General features: G+C 48.1%; 21 protein-coding genes. 1 reads left to right on the top strand and 20 read right to left on the bottom strand.

The features are described 5' to 3' along the window. Positions 1-9 precede the first annotated feature (9 nt). A complete protein-coding gene (locus tag AC0LWN_RS01170; protein WP_474662822.1) occupies positions 10-552 on the bottom strand; it encodes a sigma-70 family RNA polymerase sigma factor in 543 nt (180 codons plus the stop codon). Between the two features lie 234 nt (positions 553-786). Between AC0LWN_RS01170 and AC0LWN_RS01165 the strand changes: the two genes are divergently transcribed. Then, complete coding sequence (locus tag AC0LWN_RS01165) at positions 787-999, top strand: hypothetical protein (protein WP_474662821.1); 213 nt, start codon at positions 787-789, stop codon at positions 997-999. Positions 1,000-1,041: 42 nt separating this feature from the next. Here the strand turns inward: AC0LWN_RS01165 and AC0LWN_RS01160 are convergent, their stop codons facing one another. The 19 genes from AC0LWN_RS01160 to AC0LWN_RS01070 all read right to left on the bottom strand — a co-directional run bounded on the left by AC0LWN_RS01160 (position 1,042) and on the right by AC0LWN_RS01070 (position 22,431). Next, positions 1,042-1,356 (bottom strand): hypothetical protein, encoded by a 315-nt coding sequence (locus tag AC0LWN_RS01160; protein ID WP_474662820.1) that lies wholly within the window; start codon positions 1,354-1,356, stop codon positions 1,042-1,044. Between the two features lie 131 nt (positions 1,357-1,487). Further along, positions 1,488-2,939, bottom strand: coding sequence for a PTS transporter subunit EIIC (locus AC0LWN_RS01155; RefSeq protein ID WP_474662819.1), 1,452 nt, complete (start codon positions 2,937-2,939; stop codon positions 1,488-1,490). A gap of 45 nt (positions 2,940-2,984) precedes the next feature. Then, a complete protein-coding gene (locus AC0LWN_RS01150) occupies positions 2,985-3,503 on the bottom strand; it encodes a PTS sugar transporter subunit IIA (protein ID WP_474662818.1) in 519 nt (172 codons plus the stop codon). A gap of 36 nt (positions 3,504-3,539) precedes the next feature. Next, complete coding sequence (locus tag AC0LWN_RS01145) at positions 3,540-4,412, bottom strand: PRD domain-containing protein (protein WP_474662817.1); 873 nt, start codon at positions 4,410-4,412, stop codon at positions 3,540-3,542. Between the two features lie 208 nt (positions 4,413-4,620). Beyond that, positions 4,621-7,329, bottom strand: coding sequence for a CHASE3 domain-containing protein (locus AC0LWN_RS01140; protein WP_474662816.1), 2,709 nt, complete (start codon positions 7,327-7,329; stop codon positions 4,621-4,623). A gap of 36 nt (positions 7,330-7,365) precedes the next feature. Further along, positions 7,366-7,752: a DivIVA domain-containing protein gene (locus AC0LWN_RS01135; protein WP_458965279.1), complete on the bottom strand. Its 387-nt coding sequence runs from the start codon at positions 7,750-7,752 to the stop codon at positions 7,366-7,368. Between the two features lie 117 nt (positions 7,753-7,869). Continuing rightward, the gene (locus AC0LWN_RS01130) at positions 7,870-8,229 is read right to left on the bottom strand and encodes a replication termination protein (protein ID WP_019911214.1); all 360 of its coding nucleotides are present in this window, start codon (positions 8,227-8,229) and stop codon (positions 7,870-7,872) included. Between the two features lie 426 nt (positions 8,230-8,655). Continuing rightward, the gene (locus AC0LWN_RS01125; RefSeq protein WP_474662815.1) at positions 8,656-9,876 is read right to left on the bottom strand and encodes an IS110 family RNA-guided transposase; all 1,221 of its coding nucleotides are present in this window, start codon (positions 9,874-9,876) and stop codon (positions 8,656-8,658) included. 321 nt (positions 9,877-10,197) lie between these two features. Then, on the bottom strand, positions 10,198-12,690 hold the full coding sequence (gene hrpB, locus AC0LWN_RS01120) for an ATP-dependent helicase HrpB (RefSeq protein ID WP_474662814.1): 2,493 nt from the start codon (positions 12,688-12,690) through the stop codon (positions 10,198-10,200). A 136-nt stretch (positions 12,691-12,826) separates the two neighbouring features. Then, on the bottom strand, positions 12,827-13,225 hold the full coding sequence (locus AC0LWN_RS01115; protein ID WP_474662813.1) for a DnaJ family domain-containing protein: 399 nt from the start codon (positions 13,223-13,225) through the stop codon (positions 12,827-12,829). Positions 13,226-13,310: 85 nt separating this feature from the next. Next, positions 13,311-13,688 carry a GIY-YIG nuclease family protein gene (locus tag AC0LWN_RS01110; RefSeq protein ID WP_474662812.1) on the bottom strand — a complete coding sequence of 126 codons (378 nt, stop codon included), beginning with the start codon at positions 13,686-13,688 and terminating at the stop codon, positions 13,311-13,313. A 299-nt stretch (positions 13,689-13,987) separates the two neighbouring features. After that, on the bottom strand, positions 13,988-14,782 hold the full coding sequence (locus AC0LWN_RS01105; protein ID WP_474663542.1) for a DUF2087 domain-containing protein: 795 nt from the start codon (positions 14,780-14,782) through the stop codon (positions 13,988-13,990). A 546-nt stretch (positions 14,783-15,328) separates the two neighbouring features. Beyond that, positions 15,329-16,138 carry an SDR family oxidoreductase gene (locus AC0LWN_RS01100; RefSeq protein ID WP_474662811.1) on the bottom strand — a complete coding sequence of 270 codons (810 nt, stop codon included), beginning with the start codon at positions 16,136-16,138 and terminating at the stop codon, positions 15,329-15,331. 171 nt (positions 16,139-16,309) lie between these two features. Further along, complete coding sequence (locus AC0LWN_RS01095; RefSeq protein ID WP_474662810.1) at positions 16,310-17,005, bottom strand: hypothetical protein; 696 nt, start codon at positions 17,003-17,005, stop codon at positions 16,310-16,312. Positions 17,006-17,169: 164 nt separating this feature from the next. After that, positions 17,170-17,721, bottom strand: coding sequence for a M57 family metalloprotease (locus AC0LWN_RS01090; RefSeq protein ID WP_474662809.1), 552 nt, complete (start codon positions 17,719-17,721; stop codon positions 17,170-17,172). A 383-nt stretch (positions 17,722-18,104) separates the two neighbouring features. Continuing rightward, positions 18,105-18,971 carry a transglutaminase family protein gene (locus tag AC0LWN_RS01085; RefSeq protein ID WP_474662808.1) on the bottom strand — a complete coding sequence of 289 codons (867 nt, stop codon included), beginning with the start codon at positions 18,969-18,971 and terminating at the stop codon, positions 18,105-18,107. Further along, a complete protein-coding gene (locus AC0LWN_RS01080) occupies positions 18,968-19,921 on the bottom strand; it encodes an alpha-E domain-containing protein (RefSeq protein WP_474662807.1) in 954 nt (317 codons plus the stop codon). The genes AC0LWN_RS01085 and AC0LWN_RS01080 overlap by 4 nt, the downstream gene beginning before the upstream one ends. Before the next feature lie 78 nt (positions 19,922-19,999). Beyond that, a complete protein-coding gene (locus AC0LWN_RS01075) occupies positions 20,000-21,463 on the bottom strand; it encodes a circularly permuted type 2 ATP-grasp protein (RefSeq protein WP_474662806.1) in 1,464 nt (487 codons plus the stop codon). Positions 21,464-21,960: 497 nt separating this feature from the next. Beyond that, positions 21,961-22,431, bottom strand: a complete 471-nt coding sequence (locus AC0LWN_RS01070; RefSeq protein ID WP_474662805.1) for a DUF3888 domain-containing protein — start codon at positions 22,429-22,431, stop codon at positions 21,961-21,963. Between the last annotated feature and the right edge of the window lie 136 nt (positions 22,432-22,567).

The raw sequence follows: 22,567 nt of genomic DNA, 5'->3' as shown, positions 1-22,567 counted from the left end.
CTTTCCTCCTCAAAGTTTTGCAAGTCCGGCTGTTCCATCCGTCTGCGGAAGCGACTCCGCTGCCTGCTGTCTTAATTTGTAAGTGGCCCGGCTGAGCAATGTTCCCACAACCGGCGGGTTAACGCCAAGCTGGCCGGCAATTTCCGAGTAGCTGTAGCCAGAGTAGCGCAGCATCAGCGCTTGTCTATCTCTCTCAGGCAAACCGTCCAGCCATACCCGCACATCCTCCTGATCCAGCTTGCTAAGCACCGCTTCTTCACCTGTAGGGGGACTTGCCTCAGCGCTGAACAGCAGCTCCTGCTTATCCTGGAGCTTCCGCTCCCTGGCTTTTTTGTTCAAATAATCATATCCGATCCGGGTAAGCACTCTATGAAGCCAAGCCCCCAGCGCACTTGGATCATCAGGCGGATTGCGGTATAGTCTGAGAAACACATCCTGCGCTAAATCCTCTGCTGCCGACTCGTCGCGTACCAGAGCCGCCAGCTTTCGCTTCACCACCGGATAGTGTTCATAAAATACAGCGCGAAACAGTTCAGATTCCGGAATTTCCATTTTGTAAATCCTCCTTATTAGCTGCAGCTATAAGTAAGACGAACGCCAAAGCTATTTTGTATCACAATTCAATACAAATATCATAACATTTCTATTTTTTCCGTTATAAACGCAGAAAAAGCAGCTCCCTAAGTACGAACGGAGCCGCTTTTTATATGTAGCATGTTGCTTATCCCAGATAAATATAGTAATTTTAGAATTGAACCAACCAAAATATGAAAGGTGGAATCGGCAATGGAAAAGATGTGTATGGAAATGATGATGAACATGTGTATGGAAGACATGATGGCCAAGATGAACACCATGAAGATGTGCATGGAGAAGATGACTGAAATGGGTATGATGGACATGGATATGGACATGATGATGAAGAAAATGCAGGACTGCGATGAAATGATGACAATGTGTATGACTATGATGCGCGAAGGAATGCAAATGTCCAAGTAATCATTTACGGTTCTGGCAGAGCAGACAACTGCATGCCTTTTTTTATCTAATCTTGATATATCTCTCTTGAATTTGCTTGGCTATTGTAATCCGCTCCAGCTTCAACTCCCAAATCTGTTCTTTCCACAGCCCGCTCTCCTGGGCAGCCTCATTCTCTTTCAGCTTACCGAACAATTCCATCAGCAGCAGGTTGATGTGATCAAACCGGTTCCACAGTTCCGTGACACCCTCAATTCTTCTCTGCTCTTCCGTTGTTTCCTGATAATTCTTCAAGCTCTCTATGATGTCAGCCTGCCACTGTCCATCGTTAATTGCTTTGGCGTAGTTGAATAGATCCAGATAATCATCGACTGACATGTGTACCGACTCCTTAATCCTTTTATACCAAGTATTATACTCGGTATTATAGATATTGCAATAGCCTGCAAAAAAAACAAGGGCGGATTTAAATGATCCACCCTTGCTGCTTAATCGTGCTGATATCACTTCTACAGAAGTTTCTTGATGTCATCCTTGATTTGCTCCGATTGCGGACCAAATACAATTTGCACCGCACCTTGACCAAGCCTCATGACTCCGGAAGCTCCTAATTGTTTCAATGCAGCATCCTTGACAGCCTTTTCGTCGTTTACAATCAGCCGCAGCCGTGTAATACAGGCATCAATGTTTCGAATGTTCGACGGGCCGCCAACACTCTCCAAAATTTTGACCGCTCTGGAAGACGCAGAAAGCTTGGCTCCGCCAGAATCAGCTTCAATCCGTTCTTCGAGAATATCATCCTCGCGTCCGGGTGTCTTCAGCTTGAACTTCACAATAATAAACCGGAACAGCACATAGTAGAGAACAAAGAAGGCAAGACCTACAGGAATCAGAACCCAAGCGTTAGTTGAGAGCTTCATATTCAGCAGGTAATCAATCAGCCCCGCGGAGAAACCGAAGCCCAGCTTCACGTCAAGCACATACATCAGGAACCCGGCAAAGCCGGTTAGCACGGCATGGACCAGATAGAGCACCGGCGCAATGAACATGAACGAGAATTCGAGCGGCTCTGTAATCCCGGTGAGGAACGAAGCGATGGCAGAACCAATGAAAATGGAGGCAACCATTTTACGTTTTTCCGGTTTTGCCGTATGAATAAATGCTAGCGCCGCCCCTGGCAAGGCAAACATCATAATCGGGAAGAAACCTGTCATGAACATTCCGGCAGATTTATCTCCGGCGAAGAAGCGCCATAGGTCTCCATGCACTACCTCTCCGTTAGCGTTGGTGAAATCACCGATTTGGAACCAGGCAATCGCGTTAATTACATGATGAAGTCCAAAAGGAATTAGCAGACGGTTAGCGGTCCCAAAGATAAATGCGCCGACTGCGCCGAGACCGACAACCCAGGTGCCAAAATCGCTGATTACATTTTGAATCGGGCTCCAGATCATGCCGACCAAGACAGCCAGAATCATTGTGCTTACTGCTGTAATAATCGGAACAAAACGTTTGCCCGCAAAGAAGCCCAGCCAATCCGGCATTTTGATATTATGGTATCTCTTATAGAGAAAGGCAGCCCAGGCTCCGGCAAATATCCCGCCAAGTACACCCATGTTCAGTGTAACATCGTCATTGATAAAAGGCATTTGCGCAGGAATGACTTTTAGAATGCTCTCAAGAATCTGGTAAGCAATCAGCGCAGACAGCGCTGCTACAGCGTCACCGGCAAATCCAATGGCAACCCCGATCGCAAAGATTAAGGCCAGGTTGCCGAAGATTGCCCCAGCGCCTGCATTCAGAAAAGGTGCCACATAAGTGTTAATAAACCGTCCAACTGCTCCCAGATGGAAATCCTTTTCATAGTTAATCAGTGCAAATCCTTGCAGAATCGCCGCCGCCGGCAACGTTGCGACCGGAAGCATCAGTGACTTGCCTAGCTTTTGCAGAAATGCTAACATTAACAATCCTCCCCTTAATACATATTTTCTCGTTTTAATAAGGCTCTATGAATGATCACCTGGAGCCACTGTTAAAATGATTTCCCGGCCTGCGGCGACCTCGCCGTAATGACAGTCCACACCCTGGACAAACTCTCCGTTGCTGGTCACAATGACCGGCGTTATCGTCCGGTATCCGGCAGCCCGGATCGCTTCCAGATCAAATTCGATCAGCGTTTCCCCAGCTTTTACGTTGTCACCGCTCGCTATATGGCTGGTGAATCCGCTTCCCTTCAGGCTTACGGTATCAATTCCGATATGCAGCAGCAGCTGCAGACCGGAGGGATGCTCCAGGATAACAGCATGATTGGATTTGACCACATGGGCTACGACACCATCAAATGGGGCGATTAATTTGCCTTCAATGGGTTCTATAGCAACTCCCTTCCCCATATGTCCGCCTGCAAAAGTTTCATCAGGCACACCCGATAATGGAACAGCCCGGCCGCTGACTGGAGCTGAGATATTCAGAGCAGCCGCTTCGGCACGCTTCTCTTCTTTTTTTGATTTCCATTTTGAAAACATAAATTCCACTCCCGTACTGCTATTTGTTGTGTAAATTCAAAGCCGCTTCTGTTTATCTAAGGTCTGAAATAAACGGTGCAAATGCATGGCAAGAAAACATATCTCTTCTTCCGGCACCTCTGCGTCCAGCAAATTCCGCATGACTTTTCCCAGCTTTTGAGCCAGCAAGTATTCCTCTTGATACTCTTTCTGAATATGCATGACGAACGGATTGTCAATAAGCGAGCCCTGAAGAATCCGTTCAATGGAAAACCTCAGGTGTATCATCAGCCTGACGTGATTCATACTTCCACGCGTAAACGTAAGATTGCGTTCCTCACGAATGATTTCCATCAGCTCGCTAACGATGTTGGAGGCTTTAACCAGCTGGCCTACCGGCACATTGCTGACCGCTGAATATACATGGTAGGTTAGAAATCCCACTTCATCCTCAGGAATCTGCACATCAAATTCTGCACTTATTTTTTCCGCTGCCCTGTAAGCGATCTCAAATTCTTTGGGAAATGACATTTTGGTTTCCTCTAGGAACGGGTTGACAATGTCCATACCGCTCCGGAGACGGTAAATGGTGAACTGGATATGACTGGGGAGCGCCAAATAGATTTTGTCGTTCAACTTGTCAGAAAACTCAAGAGCGATATCCGCAATAATGTCGTCGGTGATTTTCATTACCTTGGGGTCGATATCTTCAAGCAGAATCTGATATTGACTCCATTCCTCCCGATCCTCCAGCCGAAACAACTTCTCGATTCGTTGGTCATTCGCTTCAATAACACCTGAATCTTTGACCGCAAATCCGATACCTTTGCCAATAATCACGTATTCCTTGCCTTTCTTGCCCTTCTGAACCATCACAACGTTGTTGCCGATCACCCGCAATACTTCAAACTGCTCGTTTTCCTTGGCCAAGTTCTCCCTCCTTCCATCCATTGTCAGAATTTTTGGCATTAAAAAGAGCCAAGAACTACTCAAATGAATGAGATAATTCTTGGCTCATGCCCTTAAAGGTAACACGCCAATTGCATATAAATGATCATTTATGAGTTCATCATAAATCATACCTGAATCTTCCGTCAATGAATTTTTTCAAATGTCAAGTTTTCCCCTAAGCTTGCATTTACGGAGCCGGTGCTTCAAGCCATCTGCACATCCGTGTCACTACATCCTGTAACAGCACAGGTTTAGATATAAAATCAGAAGCTCCCGCTGCCAGACATCTTTCGCGGTCTTCCTTCATCGTCTTGGCTGAAATTGCGATAATCGGAAGCTCCGGCAGCAGCAGTTCTTCACGGATAATGGACAGCGTATCATACCCGTCCAAATTCGGCATCATGATGTCCAGCAGGACAATATCCACATCTGGATGCTCTCTAACCTTTTGCAAGCATTCAAACCCTGATTGAGCCGTCAAAATATTCATTTTATAGGGTGCAAGACCTGTCTCAAGAGCATAGATGTTGCGTATATCGTCATCAACGATCAGCACCGTTATGCCGCTCAGCTTACGATATTCCTTCTCGAAAAGGCTCTTATCAGCTTTCAGCGGTCGGCCATGCGGTTTCTCTTCCCGTTCAAGTGCAGCAGCAGCCTCTGAGGTTGCCTGCACTATGTCGGTATCCTCCTCTCGGCAAGGAAGATAGAGTGTAAAGGTGCTGCCTCTTCCCTCTTCACTTTCCAGCGCAATCGTACCGCCAAGCAGCCTGGCAAGCTGAAGCGATATCGACAGCCCCAATCCGGTGCCGCCGAATTTGCGTGCCGTTGAGCCGTCAGCCTGACGGAAAGCTTCAAAGATCAGCTCCCGGTTCCCCTCGGAGACCCCGATTCCGCTGTCCATTACGGCAAAAGAGATCACTGGACCGGCACTTTCATAGTCGGCTCCTGAATAAGACTCCAGACGGTTAACTACAACCTCTACAAAACCCTCCTCGGTAAATTTAAAAGCATTGGAGAGCAGGTTCCGCAGAATTTGATGCAAACGCATTTCATCCGTAAAAATCAAATCAGGCACTTCTTGGCGAAGAGTCACTTTAAAATCAATATGTTTTTGGTCGGCTGTTGTGCTGAAATAACCCAGCAGCATGGAGGGCAGCTCTGTAAGATTAACGGCCTCCCGTTCCACCAGCATTTTACCGGCTTCTACCTTGGACAGATCCAGAATATCATTGATCATCGCAAGCAAATCGCTGCCCGATGAATGGATTACTGAAGCATAGCCCTGCTCCTCTTCAGTAAGCGTCCCGTTACGATTCTCAGTTAGCAGTTGTGACAGAATAAGCATGCTGTTAAGCGGTGTACGGAGTTCATGCGACATATTGGCCAAAAATTCGGATTTATAGCTGGAGCTTTGCTCGAGCTGTTCATTATATTTTACAAGTTGAACGGCTGCATTCTCTGCCACCGTCTTCTGATGGTCCAGTTCACGATTGAGAATCAGCAATTCATGGGTGTGGCTCTGCAGCTCCTCAGTCTGTACCTGCAGTTCTTCTGACTGCACCTGCAATTCCCCGTTCATCACCTGTGATTCATGGTACAAATGCTGGATTTCCATACGGGTGGTAACAGAATTCAAGGTCACTCCCAGCACATTCAGCAGCGCTGTCAAAAGCTTAAAATGGTAGGGAGCCCATTTCGTAAGCGAGGCTATCTCCAGCACAGCTACCGTTTTGTTCTCAAAAAGCACTGGAGCAATTACCGTAAATCTGGGTGCAGTTCTCCCGAGACCTGAATTAATACGGATATAATCCTCCGGCAAATTCTCAATGACCATAAGTCTCTTATCCGCTGCGCTTTGCCCGATCAATCCCTCGCCCGGCTTGATGGTATCTGCGCCAAAGCGGGTTTCTTTATCCTCTGCCCCGGCATACGAGTAGACCCGCTTGAATTCTCCTTCTTTGTTAAGCACAAAAATGGCCCCGTATTGCATTTCCAGCATGAGCGACAGTTTATTCATAAAGGTTCTGCCCAGCAAAGAAAGCTCTGTCGCTTCCTGAATTGCCAAAGACATGGCTGCCAGTTGATCGCTGCTCCATTGCTCCCGCTGTACGGTATCCAGAAGATCATTTGTTGCATTCGCCAGATCATAGATTTCATCAAGGGTTCTGACTTTAATCCGCTCTGACATGTTGCCGCCGCCAGCGATGCTGTGAATCGCCTGAATCACTCTGCGCAGCGGCTTGGCGATGCTCTCAGAGATCAGGTAGGTAACAAGCGAAGTCAGCACTGCCACTAGCATCCAAAGAATATACATTGTTAGCATAAGCTTGTGGTTGCCTGCTTTGAGATCAACAATGCGTCCGCTGGTCAGCTTGCGCTCATTATCGCGAAAAATATCAGACTGCTTGCGGATGGAATCAATAATTAATTTGCCGGTATCACTGCGAAAAAATGCGGCAACTGCCTTATCCTGTCCATTCCGCTTAAGCTCCACAACATGCTGACCTGCGGATGTGATCCATAGCTCAATATTATCTTTGATCGATCTTAGATTCTGCAGCTGGCCTGGATTATCGGTAATCAGTCCGCTTAATTTCTCGTAATTAATCCGCCACTGCACAGTTCCATCATTATAGGACTGCAGATAGTCGCTATTGCCGGTAAGGGCATAACCCCGTTGACCGGATTCCATATCAAGCACATTTTTCTCAATCTGATATGTAAGCTCATGCACCTGCATATCATGGTCGCTCAGAAAAACAGTCTCTTTCTCAAGATCAGTAATCCTAGTGGATACAACGATGAGAAACAGACCTAGCATAAATAGGATCATGATATATCCAAGCGCAATTTTGCCCCGGATTTTCAAGCTCCAGGCTTGCTTGTTCAGCAATGGTCCAACCTCCATCGTGCGTCCCATTATATGATCTTACAGATAACCTTCGCTCCGGGGCAATCTGTCCTTTAATTGCCGCACATTACTCTCCAGCTTGAGAATAATATCCTCCAGATCCAGCGGATCAATGCCTCTAACGATTGGTGCAGGGATGGCCTCCGCTGCTTTGGCCTTGTCCTTCAATTCACGCAGCTCAATCTGCTGCTCCTGCCATTTATCCATCAAATCGGCAATTGTGGCATAAAAACGTTCGTAATCCTTGATTACGCTATCCAGAAACGTGTCCACTTCCTCAGCGTCATAACCGCGCAGCTTCGTGTTGAATTCCTTCTCATGAATTGTCAGCGCGTCAAGTGTAATGCCAAGCTGGCTGAAGAGCTTTCTTTGTTTGTCCAACCGGCGTTTCATATGTTCGTCCATTTAAGTTACCTCCAAGTATATACTGCTTTCATCCGGCAGTAATTATTATAACAGGGTGATTGCAACCTGAAAATATCACTAAAGTTGTAGTTCTGATACCCGGGAAAATGCATCATTCTAATAGTTATCTGCAACAGCCTTGTTTAAAATGCCCAGACAGCGGTCCAAATCCGTCTTTACCTGCTTTTTGTACAGCTTCGCTTTTTCCTCTCCGTCCGCTGTGAAGTGGTACAGCACAATTTCCTGAAAATCCACTTTAGGATCATTCCCCTTCAGTTGTTTGGTACGGTATAGAATCCCCTGCTGCACCAGTTCATGAAGAGCGCGGTAAATTTCACTTTGAGGCGGCGAATAGCCGTGTGCCTTGAAGTCTCTGCGCAAATCCTCCAGCATCTGATAGCCATAGCCTTTATGCTGTTCGACCATCGTAATCAGGTATACCTTGATAAAAGCCCGTTGGGCAATCATAAACGCCATAGGACACCTCCAAAGGGGTAGATTACCTTATGTTTCCTGCTCTAACTCTAGTATAAGCACTATTTTCCAAGTTTCACAATAAGAAATTTTAAGAGTGTACCCCCACCTTTTTCTTTCTGGATAAGTGGTCAGGATGGGCATAGTTGAATGGCTGGGAGATGCAGCTAGGGAGATTTGATTTTGGTTTTAGGTTATTATGAATTTTTCATATATTGAAATGTAGGAATGAAGTGTGGATCGGGGCAATACAAGTAGAAGCGGCTTTACCGTCCTCTTAAAGAGGCGGCATCCGTTTCAGCGAGAAATATAAGGATGATTAATGGCGTGAAACATATAAATCCTGCCCTGAAAATAAAGTTGCTCTAGAACATCAAAAGTGCGCATACCAAAACAAACCCCATGTTTTTATTTTTTTGAAATCGGCTGTCAGGCCGATTGTTCACTCAGGTTTACTTGATACCCTAACGATTCTAAGCGTTTAATCGATCGGTTCATCACCATCTCGCGGTTTCGTTGGTCAAAGTAATCAAATCCGAGTTCCTTATATTCTTGTTTTCGCGTTAACAAGACATACACTATCGCTAAAATGCTGTGCCCCACGGCTACGGCCGCTCTGTTTTTTCCTCGCCTACCTGCGATCCGGTGATACTGCGCCGACAGGTAGGTATTCTTTTTTCGTCCTGCCGCTCGCGCCGATTCGACCAGTGCACTTCGCAGTTTTTTGTTCCCTTTTCGCGTCTTCGCCGATCGTCTCTTCCCCGCGCTTTCATTGTGACCTGGAGTCATTCCGGCCCATGAGCATAAATGCCCTGCCGTCGGAAACCGTGTCATGTCTGTTCCGATTTCCGCTAGAATTTGCTCAGCGGTTCGCTTACCGACACCGGGAATGGTATCCAATAACTTCAGGTCCTCCGCGAAAGGGGACATTCGGCGCTCCACTTCCTCATCCAATTCGGTGATTAGCTCATTCAGTTGGTCGATATGTGACAACTGTTTTTCCAGCATGAGCAATTGATGCGGGCCAAGGCTTCCTTCAAGTGCTAGTTTCAATTGCTCTTTTTTGGCCTTCAGCTTTTTTTGCGCAAAGTCAGCCAATATGGACGGATCGCTTTCTCCTTGAATCATCGCCTCCAGCATATTTCGTCCGGGCACGCCAAGTACATTCGAAGCTACCGACGAAAGCTTGATATTGCCGCCTTCCAGTACCTTTTGCAGCCGATTCACTTCACGCGTGCGTTCTTCAATGATACTTCGGCGATAGCGGATGATTTCCCGAAGCTCTCGTTGCTCCCGATTCGGAATGTAGCTGCCTTGCACGAGTCCATGCCGGAGTAATTTCGCAATCCATTCCGCATCTTTTACATCCGTTTTACGTCCGGGCACGGCTTTAATATGCTGCGCATTCACGACAACCGGCTTGACGTCTTCCAGTTCAAGCAGATTATAAATCGGTTTCCAGTAATCTCCGGTGCTTTCCATCGCGACATGGCTGCACCGCTCGCTTTTGATCCAATCCACCAGATCGACGAGTCGCCTCGTCAGGGTTTCAAAACTGCGAATCTCCTTTCCTTTCGGCGTGATGATACAGGCTGTGATACTTTTCTTGTGCACATCGAGTCCACAGCAACGTTCAATAAGAATTTCCATGGTTTGCGTCTCCTGCCTGCTGGCGCTTATTAAGGCTGGTGCAAAGACCAATGCTAAGGTTATTCTGCCCTGCGTGCTTCCCTGGTGGGAGCAACAATCTGTGATGCACCGGGTCGATGGGGTCCGTCTTATATGCGGGTTCGTATCACCAAGGATTTCCGACCTACCTTCGCCAGCCCACTACCCAGTATCGCCCATATTTTCATTCCTCAGTGGTGCCGCGCAGCGGCATGGGTGTCTTATATTTTAAAAAAACTGCAGCCGAGGTGATAATGCCTGCGGTGCAGTCTTTGCGGGATTATGATTACAAGCGGATGGCCTTTATTTCGCCGGGCGCGTCCGGTTCGTCGGGATTGCCTGCATGGGGTCATCCGGCCAATAGTGCTTGGGGTAGCGGCCTTTCAGATCCTTTTTGACTTCAAAATAGGTGCTGCGCCAAAAGCTGGCCAGATCCGCCGTCACCTGCATCGGCCGCCTCGCCGGCGAGAGCAGGTGCAGCAGCACCGCAATCTTCCCCCCGCCTATTCTTGGCGTATCCACTTGCCCGAACATCTCCTGCAGCCTGACCGCCAATACCGGAGCGCCCGGGTTCCCATAATCCACAGGAATCCGTGAACCGCTCGGAACGGTTATATGCGTTGGCGCCTCCTTGTCCAGGGTCTGGCGGCTGTTCCAGTCCAGCATCCCCTCCAGCGCCCGCGATACCGGCACCCGTTGCAGGTCGCGCAGATTGCGCATTCCCTGAATATAAGGCTGGAGCCATTCATGGACAGTGGAGAGCAGCATGCTATCCGATACATCAGGAAATTCCTCTCTGAGGCCATGCATGAACTCCATCCGCTGCCGGAGCTGAACCGCAACTTTGTCCCAAGGCAGCAGTTCCAGCCCTTCAGCAGCAATCTGGGCTAGCAGCACCTCTTCCGTTTCTTCCGCTGTTGGCCGCTCATGTGCTGTTTCCTTTACGATCAAAGCACCAAGCCTTGTCCGTCTGCGAGCCTGGACACTTCCGCTGTCCTTGTCCCAGTAGACTTCACGTTCTTCCGTGAAGCTGTCTTTGTGATGCATGAACAGGTCTTCTGCCGGCAGGTCAGCTGCCAGCAGGACCCTGCTCTGGCCGGCACGGTCATCCACGCCGGCCGCCACAATATAGGGCGAGCGCGCGAGCGGCTGCCCTTCCTTCATCGCCGACCCCCGGCCACCGGAGAGCAGAAACGCGCCATCGCCGCGTTTCTGCCCGATCCGGTCGGGGTAGGCGAACGACAACAGCAGCCCGGTGCGGCTGCTGTTGTCGGGCATCTCTCCTGACGCTACCTGCAGCTGCGCCAGGAAATTCCGGCTCTCGCGCTGCACCGCGCGCAGAGCCGCCGGGTCCGCTCCACCGCTGTCTGCGGAGCGCTCGTACCGAAGCAGCGCCTCCACGCGCAGCGTGAGGTCGCAGCTCTGTGCGGCGGGACCCTTGAAGAGGTCCCGCTCCTGGAGCAGCGCCGCCAGCCGGCAGGCGAGCGGCGCCGCTCCAAGCTCTGCCGCGCGCAGCAGCATGTGCGCGATGCGCGGGTGCGCGCCGAGCGCGGCCATGCTGCGGCCGTGCGGCGTAATGGCGCCGCCGGCGTCAAGCGCGCCGAGCTGGCGCAGCAGCGCCACGGCCTGCGCGTAAGGTGCAGCAGGCGGCGCGTCCAGCCAGGGCAGCGCGTCAGGACTGCGCGCGCCCCACAGCGCCAGCTCCAGCGCGAGCTGCGCCAGGTCGGTCTCCATGATTTCCGGCACGTTATCGTCCGGAAGACGGTTATGCTCCTCCTGGCTCCACAGCCGGTAGCATACACCCGGCGCGGTGCGTCCCGCACGGCCGCGCCGCTGGTCGGCCGATGCCTTGGAGACCGGCACCGTAGTCAGCCGCGGCATGCCGGTACGCGGCGAGAACACCTGAGTCCGCCGCAGGCCCGTATCAACTACGCTGCGCACACCCTCAATCGTTAAGCTGGTCTCGGCAATCGAAGTTGCGAGCACCACCTTGCGTTCACCCGGCACAGCAGCCGCCACCGCCAAGTCCTGCTTCTCCTGCGGGAGCTGGCCATAGAGCGGCCGCAGCTCCGTTCCGGGAGGAAGACTGCCGCCCGCCAGTTCCCTCTCCGTCTGCCGGATTTCCCGTTCACCCGGCAAAAAAACAAGCACATCGCCAGGCTGCTCGGACAAAGCCCGGCGGACGGCGGATGCAGCCGATTTATCCAGTTGCTTCTCGCCCGTGCCCGGTATATGTATGGTTTCCACCGGGTAAGTCCGGCCCGGACAATTCACTACGGGCGCACCTCCAAGCACAGCGGAGACCCGGTCGCCGTCCAGTGTGGCGGACATGACCAGAATCCGCAAGTCCTCACGCAGCACAGACTGCGCCTCCAGTGTCAAGGCCAGGCCCAGATCAGCATGCAGGCTGCGCTCATGAAATTCGTCAAAGATAACCAGCCCCACATCGCCAAGCGACGGGTCACTTTGAAGCATTCTTGTTAACACGCCTTCCGTGACTACAACGATACGCGTGTTTTTGCCAACCTTCGTATCCATACGCATGCGGTACCCTACGGTTTGACCCACACTTTCGCCCATGCAGGCTGCCATATAGCTCGCAGCTGAACGGGCGGCGAGCCGTCTCGGCTCCAGCATCAGTATGGTTTTGCCGGCCAGCCACGGCGCATCCAGAAAAGCCGGCGGTGTTCCTGTCGTTTTCCCCGCTCCCGGCTCGGCAATAAGCACGGCGGAAGTGGATGTATTCAGTATTGCTTGCAGATCAGAGAGCACCTGCATAATAGGAAGCTGCTTCATCTTATCTCTCCATAATCTTTTTCATCTATATCCTGTCTACACACATCATGGGCGAAACCGGACTGAATTTCAAGCTTCACTGGATTAAAAAAAGCCACCCAACCCCTCAGGGCCGGATGACTTCTGTAACTCCTTGTTATTGCTCTTCGCAGGTCAATTGCTCCCGTATTTTATCTCCGTAATCTGCGAAAGCCGTGCTGTTCTCCAGCCCGCGCTGCCGCAATAGCTCCTGCAGGCGGAGTCTTTTCAGCGAGAGTTTCGACTCCAGCTCTTTCCGTTCCCCGTGAATGGTATTCCCGCTTGTATGACAGGCTGCCAGCAGTTTCTCCAGCGTTGCACATTCCGCACGCAGTGTCACTTCTTCAGGGAGCAGGCCGGCATTTTTCATGATTTTGAAGGACATTCTCAGGTCTTCAGGCACCCCGGACAAATCCTCCAGCTCCAGCGGCTTGCCATGCCCCGGCAAATTCTCGAACTCCCCATTTCTCATGGACTCCTGAATCCGCTGCTCTGCGAGCCAAGATAATATCGCCATATTACCGCACCTCTTCCCTGCACTTCCGTATTTCCTTTATTCTAGCATAGCAGGCAGGGCAATTCATCCCGGCAGGTTATATAACTTACTTTTGCTTGTGATATCCGCGGTCCCCATACGGCGATAGCTGCTGCATCCATTTGTCCTCCAGATCAGGCAGCAGCTTACGGTATTTTGCCAGTTCAGACACTTCAGCGACGAAGTCCTCCTCCGGTTTGATCTGCTCCAAAATCTCAAAAGAAAATGCCTCTTTTCCATATTCCTTCCAATCAGCTTGTAGAGTCTTGTTGTCGTGGTTACCGATTTCCAGCATGAATTGATGTTTGTTCCAGACACCTTCCAGGTTAAGGCTGCTGCCTACCAAGGATTTATCATTCTGCGTATTAACAATTCTATATACACCCATCGGACGATGGGAATGCGCATAGTTGTAGGCCAGCTCTTTACGTTTCGATTTCTCCATAACTTCTGTTCTCTCCTTCAAATTCAGTATCTATATAAATTGAACTATAGGTTTTCATATCGGGGTCTGGTCGTAACTGCGGGGAATGTTTGGACTTCCGGCCACTGTTGTCTGCAGATTTCTTGATTGTTACCGCTCCTCGCGGTGGAAATCCGCAGACAGCCTTATCATACGGCCAGCTTTCCTACGGAAAGCTCTCAGGCGGTCGCTACCGCTCCTCCACTTCCAAACTTCCCCTCCGTCACTTCGGCCCTTTGTATATTTTCTTTAGTTCAATTTATATAGTAACGGCAACGCCGTTATAATCTAACCCAATAGCTGCTTCCGTCATCCTCGCGGTCCAGCAGCCCGTAATCAATCAGATAGCGCCGCAGCGTAACATGATCAGAGAAAGCTTCACCAAGAATGGCGTTAACCTCTTTCTCCGTATACTTCCTTCCCGTCTCAAAACGCTTGATCAACTGGCGGAGAATGGCGGCCTTCCGCTTCTGCTTCTTAGGAAATTCCGACAAAGGCCCCTCCGGTCCCATCTTAAAATAGGCGTTCAGAATCTCGGCATTCTCCTCCTCCGTGATGGCAAACCGCTCATCGACCATCGCAGCGGAGCGGGGAATGCTGACGAAAGGCGAAGACTTCCCCGGTTTTTCCTCGGCAAGCTCCATCACAGCCAGAAACAGCTTGGCTTGCTTCACCTTCTCCCGCAATGTAAAACGGTGGTTGCGCACAGTGGAGGTGCTGCCGATGCCCAGCTCCTTCGCCGCCTCCCCATCACTCAAGCTCTGCCGAAAAGCATTCAGCAGCCCCTTCTGCAGCTCTGTCAGTCCAGTTAGCTTTTTATCCAGCCCCAGCAGCCAGTTGAACATGCCACCGTGCTCGTTCTCGACATGAAGCGCTGCGAATTTCCCGGCTTCATAATACTGGTCCCCTTCCTTGTAAATGAGGCCCTTCTCAAATTCCTCTCCGCACACAAGGCAAGTATAAAATTCAGAACGCTCTCTGGCCTCGTATTGATAACCTTGCTTCAACTCCAGTATCGAGGCATTCCAAAATTTCTCCGAAATACCGATCGGTCCATTTCCATCCGGCAACTTCATCACCCAATTCATTCTTTTGTTTATTATATAGACATAATATCATTTTGTTTGTTTATTTTCAACTTTATTGTTATTTTGTTTGTTTTAATGGTTGGGAGTGGCTATAACGCTTGCTGAGGACGCTCCGCGAACGGACCGTTGTTTGGGTCGCTGTGCTCTCCAGATTTTTTTTATTTCCCTTAGCGGTAAAAATCCGAGATTCGCTAGGTAACTTAGTTGGAATTTCTCCACTTCATTCTGCGGTACTACCTCCCCCAGAGAGGGTAAGTGGGAAAAACCCCACTTATTTCCTCCAAAATCCCTAATCAGATGAAAATTCAGGTGATTAAATCTACTTTTTCCACCTAATCTTCGAAAAATCGCTAAAATCCACAAATTAGTTTTCCTTTTTCCACTTCATTCTTTCGACAACTTCCTATTCTCGATGTTTTACAATTCATTACGTAAGCGGTTGACCTGGCGCAAACAGCCTTATCCCAGATCTGAAAAGACCGTTGGATAAGGCTGTTAAATGTAGAGAACTTTCTCAACATTGCACGTATTTTTTCAAGAAAGTAAAGACTCTGCCCCATCAATGACAATCTGCGCGCCCGTGATGTGGATCGACTCGTCTGAAGCGAGGAAGGAGACCAGTTCGGCCACATTTTCCGGCTTCCCCGGTCCGTCAGCGAGCGGCTGAGCGCCTTCCGGGAATTGAATCGGGATCACTATGCTCTCTACATCCTCGTTAAATTCGGTGCTCTCATCAATGTTCGTCGAAATCGCTCCCGGACAAATGACGTTGACGCGAATTTTGAACTTCGCCAGCTCCAGGGCCGCCATCTTGGCAAAAGCGACCTGCCCCGCCTTGGTTGTGCTGTATGGCGACCAGCCAAAGCTGGCAAAACGGCTGTTGCCGTTAATGGAGCTGGTGATGATAATGCTCCCTTTTCCTTTTTCCTTGAGATGGGGAATGCTGTATTTCAGCGTCAGGAAGGTGCCCGTCAAATTGATAGAGATGGTGCGCTCCCAATCACTGAGACTAAGCTCTTCAATAGGTCCAACTGCCCCATTAATCCCAGCATTGGCAAAAACAATATCCAGTCCGCCGAAATGCTCCACTGCCTTTTGCACCGCTGATTCCATGCGTTCAGCATCCGAGGTGTCCACATCAATGGCCAGCGCACAATCCTTGCGCAGCTTATTCAGCTTCTGCTCCAGAAGAAAGGTGCGGTCATTCACCAGGTCGAACAGAGCGACATTGGCCCCTTCACGTGCCATCTGGATCGCCGTTGCTCTTCCGATCCCTGAGCCTGCACCGGTGATGATGGCTGTTTTTCCAAGAAACCGCTGTTTTTTCGCTATATCTGAGCTCATCTATACACTCCCTTCCATTTCCTCCAGCTTAATGCTCTCTGTTTCAAGATTACCCAAACCGACCTTGTTTATAATCACTTTCTGCAAATTTCACGCAAAAAGCAGCTAACCTGCTACTCCAGCACGTCCGAACAACGCCAAGCCAAAACTTACGCTGACTGCTGAATTGTTTTATTTATTTTTTAAAGTGACAGCTTCAGTGATTTGAGATTCCAGATCTTCTAGCGTGATACCTGTAACCGAATCAATAGCTTCAATATCATCACTTTCGATTGAAAACACAATTTTTTCTTTTTTGCTTTTAGTCAATATTTCCTTCTCAGCATTACTATTTTTATTAAATTTCAATGTACCTATATTTTCTTGATCGATTTGAATTTGAAAGGGAACCGACGCAGGAGTGAAAATATTTTTCGGCTCATATTTTTTTAGAAATAGAATATAGGTTTGCCCTATTTCTGGCTGTGTATAATTTGGAAGATCCATATCGGCCTCATATTGCTGACCTTCAACAACCGTGCTTAGCTGTTGATAATGAGGTATCGCAACCTCTATCTCTCCACTTACATCGCCATAGTTCACTTTATCGATTACAAATTGATATACATCACTTATATATTTCTCACCCATATCCCAGTTGTCGATGAATTCTTTGTAGTGTCCGGTTACAATATAATCCGCAAAACCCACAAGACCGCTAAGATCACCGCTTACTGCATAATCCGGATGATTGGTTACGGCAATGATTTCAGGTTCACCTGTGGCAGAACTCTCAGCGAAGTTGTTTATTAATATTAGCGCTATAGCTGCTATTAGAGCCACTGTGAAGATGAGTGTTATTACCATGCGTTTTCCTTTTATGATCACATATATTCCTCCCGCGACCTATATTTTGGCAGAGCCATTTGGCTAAAAAAGAGATAAACCAAACATTACTTCAAACGTGTTTACTCGCTTATTTCGTCTTCCACTCTCATGTTACGCACGTTTCATTTGCCATAATAGAAAAGACTTCATATGCTTCTCCTGTCTTAGAACGGATATATTGCATTAACACCGTTGATATCATCTGTTTGAGGTGTATAGACTGTCTCTCTATCCCTTGAAGAATTCATAACACTTAGAACGGGAGGAGTTGTATGGTCTAATCCTAATGCGTGGCCCAGTTCATGAGTTGCTGCACTTCTCCTAGTATTTGATTTATTTACAACATCAGAATTACCTATATTAATCAAAACTTCAGCAGTATAGATTAAACCTGAATTGACGCTATAACTGACATGAGTGATACCATAATGCGATTGGTCTGCAATATATTCGGTTCCAACCGTGTTTACAGCACTAGCATTAAGATCTGAAAGACTGTAATAAATCTTACTCTGCCGTGAATTCCAATCAGAAACAGCTGTATTAAATGTAGCTCTATAGGTTGAATTTGATGTACTATATTTAAATTGGACTGTTTGAGTACTGCCAGCACTTTTACTCCAATGATAAGGTTTTAAAACATATGCATCTGTAACTGTGTAAAGACTTAATGATGCAATCAATACAATAATAGAAACTGATAATTTTTTCTTCAAAGCTAACCTCTCCTTTTCAAGACATAATTTTCATTCTAGAAGTATTGTCCTAAGCAATAACCCATAACTTTTCTTGATATGTGTGCAAACACCATCCTTTTAATACCATTTTTAATTACAAGAGGTTTTATTTCTCCTCTATACTTATTATGTTCATATATTACTACCCCTTCTTTTTATTGGCATTTCATATATTTAAACCCACATGAATGTGAACCATTTGTGAATAAATGGAACTCCAATGTAATATTTCATTTCAATTTTGAAACATCCAGGATACGATTCTTTTTGAAAAATCTCAATTTTATCTCTGAACCAACACAAACAGCGCTTGCCGATCCTTCCGGCACACGCTGTTTCCATTCTATTCAGTAATAACATATTCAATTCTCAAGCTTCCGCACATCCACCTTCACAGTGAGCGTGCCGCCTACTCCGCGGTATACGCCTTTTACGGGAACAATGTCTTTGTAATCCCTGCCATGCCCAAGCTTGACATAACGCCAATTCACTTCAGCATTATTCGTAGGATCAAAGCCCAGCCAGCCCGTACCTGGAATATGCGTCTCCACCCAGGCATGCGAAGCCTGCTCGAAATTGGCATTGCCTCCCTGCAGGTCGCCGACAAAATGATATCCGCTCACATACCTCGACGGCAGACCGACACTGCGGCACACCGCAATCATCAGATGGGCGTAATCCTGGCACACTCCGCGTTTGAGCTTCAGCGCTCTTTTTACGGTAGTATTGACACTGGTCGCTTCGGGATCATAGGTAAACTGCTCATAAATCGTCGATGACAGCCGTTTGGTCCATTCATACATATCTTCCGCTTCATTAAATGGATGCTGCGAGGCAAATTCAACCAGCTCAGGCGTTATTTCGGTATAACGTGTAGGCAAAATAAACTCGACATAGCGGTTCTGGAATCGCTCATCTTGCAGCAGCTTCACCTGCTCCTCAAGTGAGATATGGGGAAGATCCGAGCCTTGGGACTTATCGAGAGTAACTACAGTCGCTCTGGTGCGGATCACCATCTCGGTATGAGGTTTGTTCACAGAATAAGCATGCACCCGATTGCCAAAAAAATCCTCATAGGTCTGCAAATTAGCCGGCGGAGATATCTCCACCTCATGATGGTAGCAGGACTGACGGTAATTGGTGCGCGGCGTCAGCCGGATCTCATTGACACTGTCCGTAACCGGCTCCGGGTAGCTGTATGTCGTCGTATGGTCGATCTGAATTTTCATGCAGACACTCCTTCACGGCGAAAAAAGGCTCCATCCATCGTTTTGCCGAGCTTCTGGCAGGATTCCATCAGTGCCTCCAGCACATCCTCCACGAGATCGCCTGAGATTTCTTCTTTTTCCATATAGTCGAGATCGGCCTTGATCTTGCCGGCTTGACGGATGACCCGCTCATGACCGGAGCCCTTCTCTGAAGTATCCAGTTCAAGCTTTGCCAAATGCTCTTCCAGCTTATGAAAAGAGAACCGGATCGACCGTGGAAAGTAGGCATTGGCAATCAGAAACTCCAGAATACTTTCCGGCGACATTGCATCCGCATAATAGCGGCGGAAAGCCTGATAACCGCTCACCGACTTGAGTACGGCCTGAAGCTGGGTATAAATGGCGTTAATCGGCTTAGATTTGCAGGATACCGTAACCGCCTGAAGAATCCGCGTCGTATTTTCCGCCCGCTCCAGAAAACGTCCGCTCTCGATAAAATGCCATTCATTTCCTCTCAGCATTACCGAATGCTCTGCTCCAAGGAACATGGCCGCCCGCTCTTTGACATGCTGGTAGAATTGATGGGGACCGCTCATAATATCCGCCACTGACTGCTCGCCAAGCCACAGATTGAAGCTGCTCACAATATCCCACAGCTCACTCGGCAAATGCTGTCTGAGCGTACGAAGGTTGTTCCTGGCTTGATGCACACATGAAAATAATGAATTGGAGTTGCCCAAATCGAGAGTGATGAATGAAAGAACATCCTGCTCCGAGAAGTTTTCGAATTGCTGCAAATATTCATTCCTGACGCCCAGCGCATCGATCAGCCTTGACCACTTATGCCCTTCAGCATGGAAGTCCTCTTCCTGTTGAATATGATAGTGCACATCAATCAGCCGCGCGTGATTCTCTGCCCGTTCAATGTACCGGCCAATCCAAAACAAAGCCTCCGCATTGCGATTCAGCATCGTCGCCACTCCTTCATTTAACATTTGGATGCCGTACTTTGTCAGTCCGTTCTGAAACGCTCTGCTGTCCGTTCGTTCTTAGGCCATTACCCAGGTATCCTTAACACCGCCGCCCTGTGATGAGTTCACGACCAGTGAACCTTCCTTCATGGCAACACGGGTAAGTCCTCCGGGAATCACATGCGGCTTGCGGTCCGCCCCCATAAGCACAAATGCCCGCAGGTCAATATGGCGCGGTATCATACTACCACCTGAGAGCACCGGCGCCCTCGACAGCGACATAATCGGCTGGGCAATGTAACGTGCCGGATCGGCAAGTATTTTGAGCCGGAATTCCAGCAATTCCTCCTTGGTCGCCTCGCTTCCGATAAGCATACCGTATCCGCCGGACAACGAGGTCTCCTTGACCACCATTTCGGACAAATGATCAAGCACATACTGCCGCTCCTGTTGGCGGGACAGCAGATAGGTCGGCACATTTCCAATGATAGGCTCCTCGTTCAGATAGTAGCGGATCATATCGGGGACGTAGACATACATTGCTTTGTCATCGGCAACACCGGTGCCCGGAGCATTCGCGATGGCAATATTCCCTGCACGGTATGCATTCATCAGACCGGCAACACCGAGCAGCGAGTCAGGCTGAAATGCCAGCGGATCAATATAATCATCATCAAGCCGGCGGTACAGCACATCCACACGGCGCAGTCCGTTCATTTCCCTCAAATATATTTTGTGGTCCTGGGTTACCAGATCACGGCCTTCCACGAGATGGATTCCCATTTGCTGGGCCAGAAATGCATGCTCATAGTAAGCCGAATTATATTCACCTGGAGTCAGCAGCGCAATGACCGGGTCCTTCGACCGTGAAGGGGAAAGGCTGCGCAGCACCGACAGAAACCGGTTCAGGCTGTGGTCCACATCCCGTATAGAGCTGGAAAAGGACAATTCAGGAAATAGCTGATTCATCAGGGATCTGCCTTTAAAAAGGTAGGAAAACCCTGAAGGTGTCCGCAAATTATCCTCCAGCACGTAATACTCCCCATCATGGTGACGGATCAGATCAATACCCGAAGTAGTGATATAAGCCCCGCCAGGCACCCGCAAGCCACACATTTCCGGCCGGAAATAACAGTTGGAGATGATCATCCGCCGCGGGACAATACCGTCCTTGACAATGTACTGCTCATGATAAATGTCATGAATGAACAGATTCAATGCTGTAATCCGCTGAATAATACCGGCTTCAAGCCGCTCCCACTCTCCTTTCGGGATAATCCGCGGGATCATGTCAAAAGGAATCGTACGCTCCATCGGATGATCCTGTGCGGGGTTGTACAGTGTAAAGGTAATGCCTTCTTCCATCATCCGGCGCTGCATCAGATTCTGCTTGCCTTGCAGCTCCTCGGGGCTCATCCCGGAAAACATGCGGTTCACATGTGAGTAATGCGGCCGGACACTCCGTTCATCAGCATACATTTCATCATAAAAATGCTGCAGCGGATACGGAGACAGCCCGGGCAAAGGATCTAATTTGGACATGAGCCCCACCCCTTTCGAATCAATTGATGTGTAATGTTTGTTGACACTATCGCTTGGAACGCAATAAACGAAGCACGAAAATAGTAAATATTACATTAATAATACGTAAATGTTAATCTTCATGTCAATATATATAACAATGAAATGGAATTTACGAACCATTGTTCATAAATGGAATCGCTTCCTTTCTAAATGAGTATGTGTTTAGGAAGCATATTTGTACAGAATACATAGAATTGTATGCAGGAGAGCTGACAAGCATTACTATTATGAATTTTTCATATATTGAAACAGCGGAAGTCTTGGACCCGGAAAGGAAAGTCCTAAACTCCCGCTGTATAATGAACCAAAGTTCCCTGTTTGTTAACTGCTACTTTGTTGAATATGATCCGTAGTTAAGATGACCTTTTCATATCCCAACTGGCCGCCTGCAGTTTTGCTTGCGTGTTGCAGAAGCAGTGCTCCTAAAGCCTGCTTCCTGAGCATAAACGATCAGCCTATTTTTTTAGAACATCCATCCAGTTTGGTGGAAAATCAGCCTTCTGCGGGTCTTTTAAGTGCTTCCAATCTATCAACTTAACATTATTTAGGTTAGTAGGTGATATATCAAATGTTAGACTGTCCTTGCCAACGGAAATATGCGGACCAACTACTGGAGCCACTTCGAGAGTCATGATGAAGTGAAATCCTCTGAATCCATTTACCCGTTGTACATTTGCAACATTCACAAAATAAGGATAAACCTCTGGTGCATAATTCAATTTTTTTTGATATATCTCATCTATTTTCTTTTTTATGTGCGGCAAAAGATATAGCATTAGCATATCCTGAAACATCAATTCTTTCGACTCTTCAGGTTTGTCAATAGTACTTTTTGATGTCAGTTTTTCATTTGTTCCAGCAATATTATTATTTATACCGCTCATTGGGCAGCAGATAAGCAATATTAAAATCAATAATTTCTTCACTATAAGAACCCCCAATATTTTGCGGGTATCTTTCCCTAGAATTCATTGGTTTATCCTCTCCGTTATTTCTACATAATCTTATAAAAAAAGAAGCTATACTCCTCAATAAGAGTACAGCTTCTCTAAGAAACGTTAG

The organism is Paenibacillus sp. sgz302115, from assembly GCF_056120445.1.
This window is presented reverse-complemented; position numbering and strand designations above follow the sequence as displayed.

Coding starts and splice junctions, on each gene's coding strand:
- AC0LWN_RS01105 (WP_474663542.1), bottom strand. CDS start 14,782: ATGAAGTTGCCGGATGGAAATGGACCGATCGGTATTTCGGAGAAATTT.
- AC0LWN_RS01135 (WP_458965279.1), bottom strand. CDS start 7,752: ATGGACGAACATATGAAACGCCGGTTGGACAAACAAAGAAAGCTCTTC.
- hrpB (WP_474662814.1), bottom strand. CDS start 12,690: ATGAAGCAGCTTCCTATTATGCAGGTGCTCTCTGATCTGCAAGCAATA.
- AC0LWN_RS01170 (WP_474662822.1), bottom strand. CDS start 552: ATGGAAATTCCGGAATCTGAACTGTTTCGCGCTGTATTTTATGAACAC.
- AC0LWN_RS01125 (WP_474662815.1), bottom strand. CDS start 9,876: ATGGAAATTCTTATTGAACGTTGCTGTGGACTCGATGTGCACAAGAAA.
- AC0LWN_RS01160 (WP_474662820.1), bottom strand. CDS start 1,356: ATGTCAGTCGATGATTATCTGGATCTATTCAACTACGCCAAAGCAATT.
- AC0LWN_RS01075 (WP_474662806.1), bottom strand. CDS start 21,463: ATGTCCAAATTAGATCCTTTGCCCGGGCTGTCTCCGTATCCGCTGCAG.
- AC0LWN_RS01080 (WP_474662807.1), bottom strand. CDS start 19,921: ATGCTGAATCGCAATGCGGAGGCTTTGTTTTGGATTGGCCGGTACATT.
- AC0LWN_RS01155 (WP_474662819.1), bottom strand. CDS start 2,939: ATGTTAGCATTTCTGCAAAAGCTAGGCAAGTCACTGATGCTTCCGGTC.
- AC0LWN_RS01165 (WP_474662821.1), top strand. CDS start 787: ATGGAAAAGATGTGTATGGAAATGATGATGAACATGTGTATGGAAGAC.
- AC0LWN_RS01100 (WP_474662811.1), bottom strand. CDS start 16,138: ATGAGCTCAGATATAGCGAAAAAACAGCGGTTTCTTGGAAAAACAGCC.
- AC0LWN_RS01085 (WP_474662808.1), bottom strand. CDS start 18,971: ATGAAAATTCAGATCGACCATACGACGACATACAGCTACCCGGAGCCG.
- AC0LWN_RS01130 (WP_019911214.1), bottom strand. CDS start 8,229: ATGGCGTTTATGATTGCCCAACGGGCTTTTATCAAGGTATACCTGATT.
- AC0LWN_RS01110 (WP_474662812.1), bottom strand. CDS start 13,688: ATGGAGAAATCGAAACGTAAAGAGCTGGCCTACAACTATGCGCATTCC.
- AC0LWN_RS01150 (WP_474662818.1), bottom strand. CDS start 3,503: ATGTTTTCAAAATGGAAATCAAAAAAAGAAGAGAAGCGTGCCGAAGCG.
- AC0LWN_RS01115 (WP_474662813.1), bottom strand. CDS start 13,225: ATGGCGATATTATCTTGGCTCGCAGAGCAGCGGATTCAGGAGTCCATG.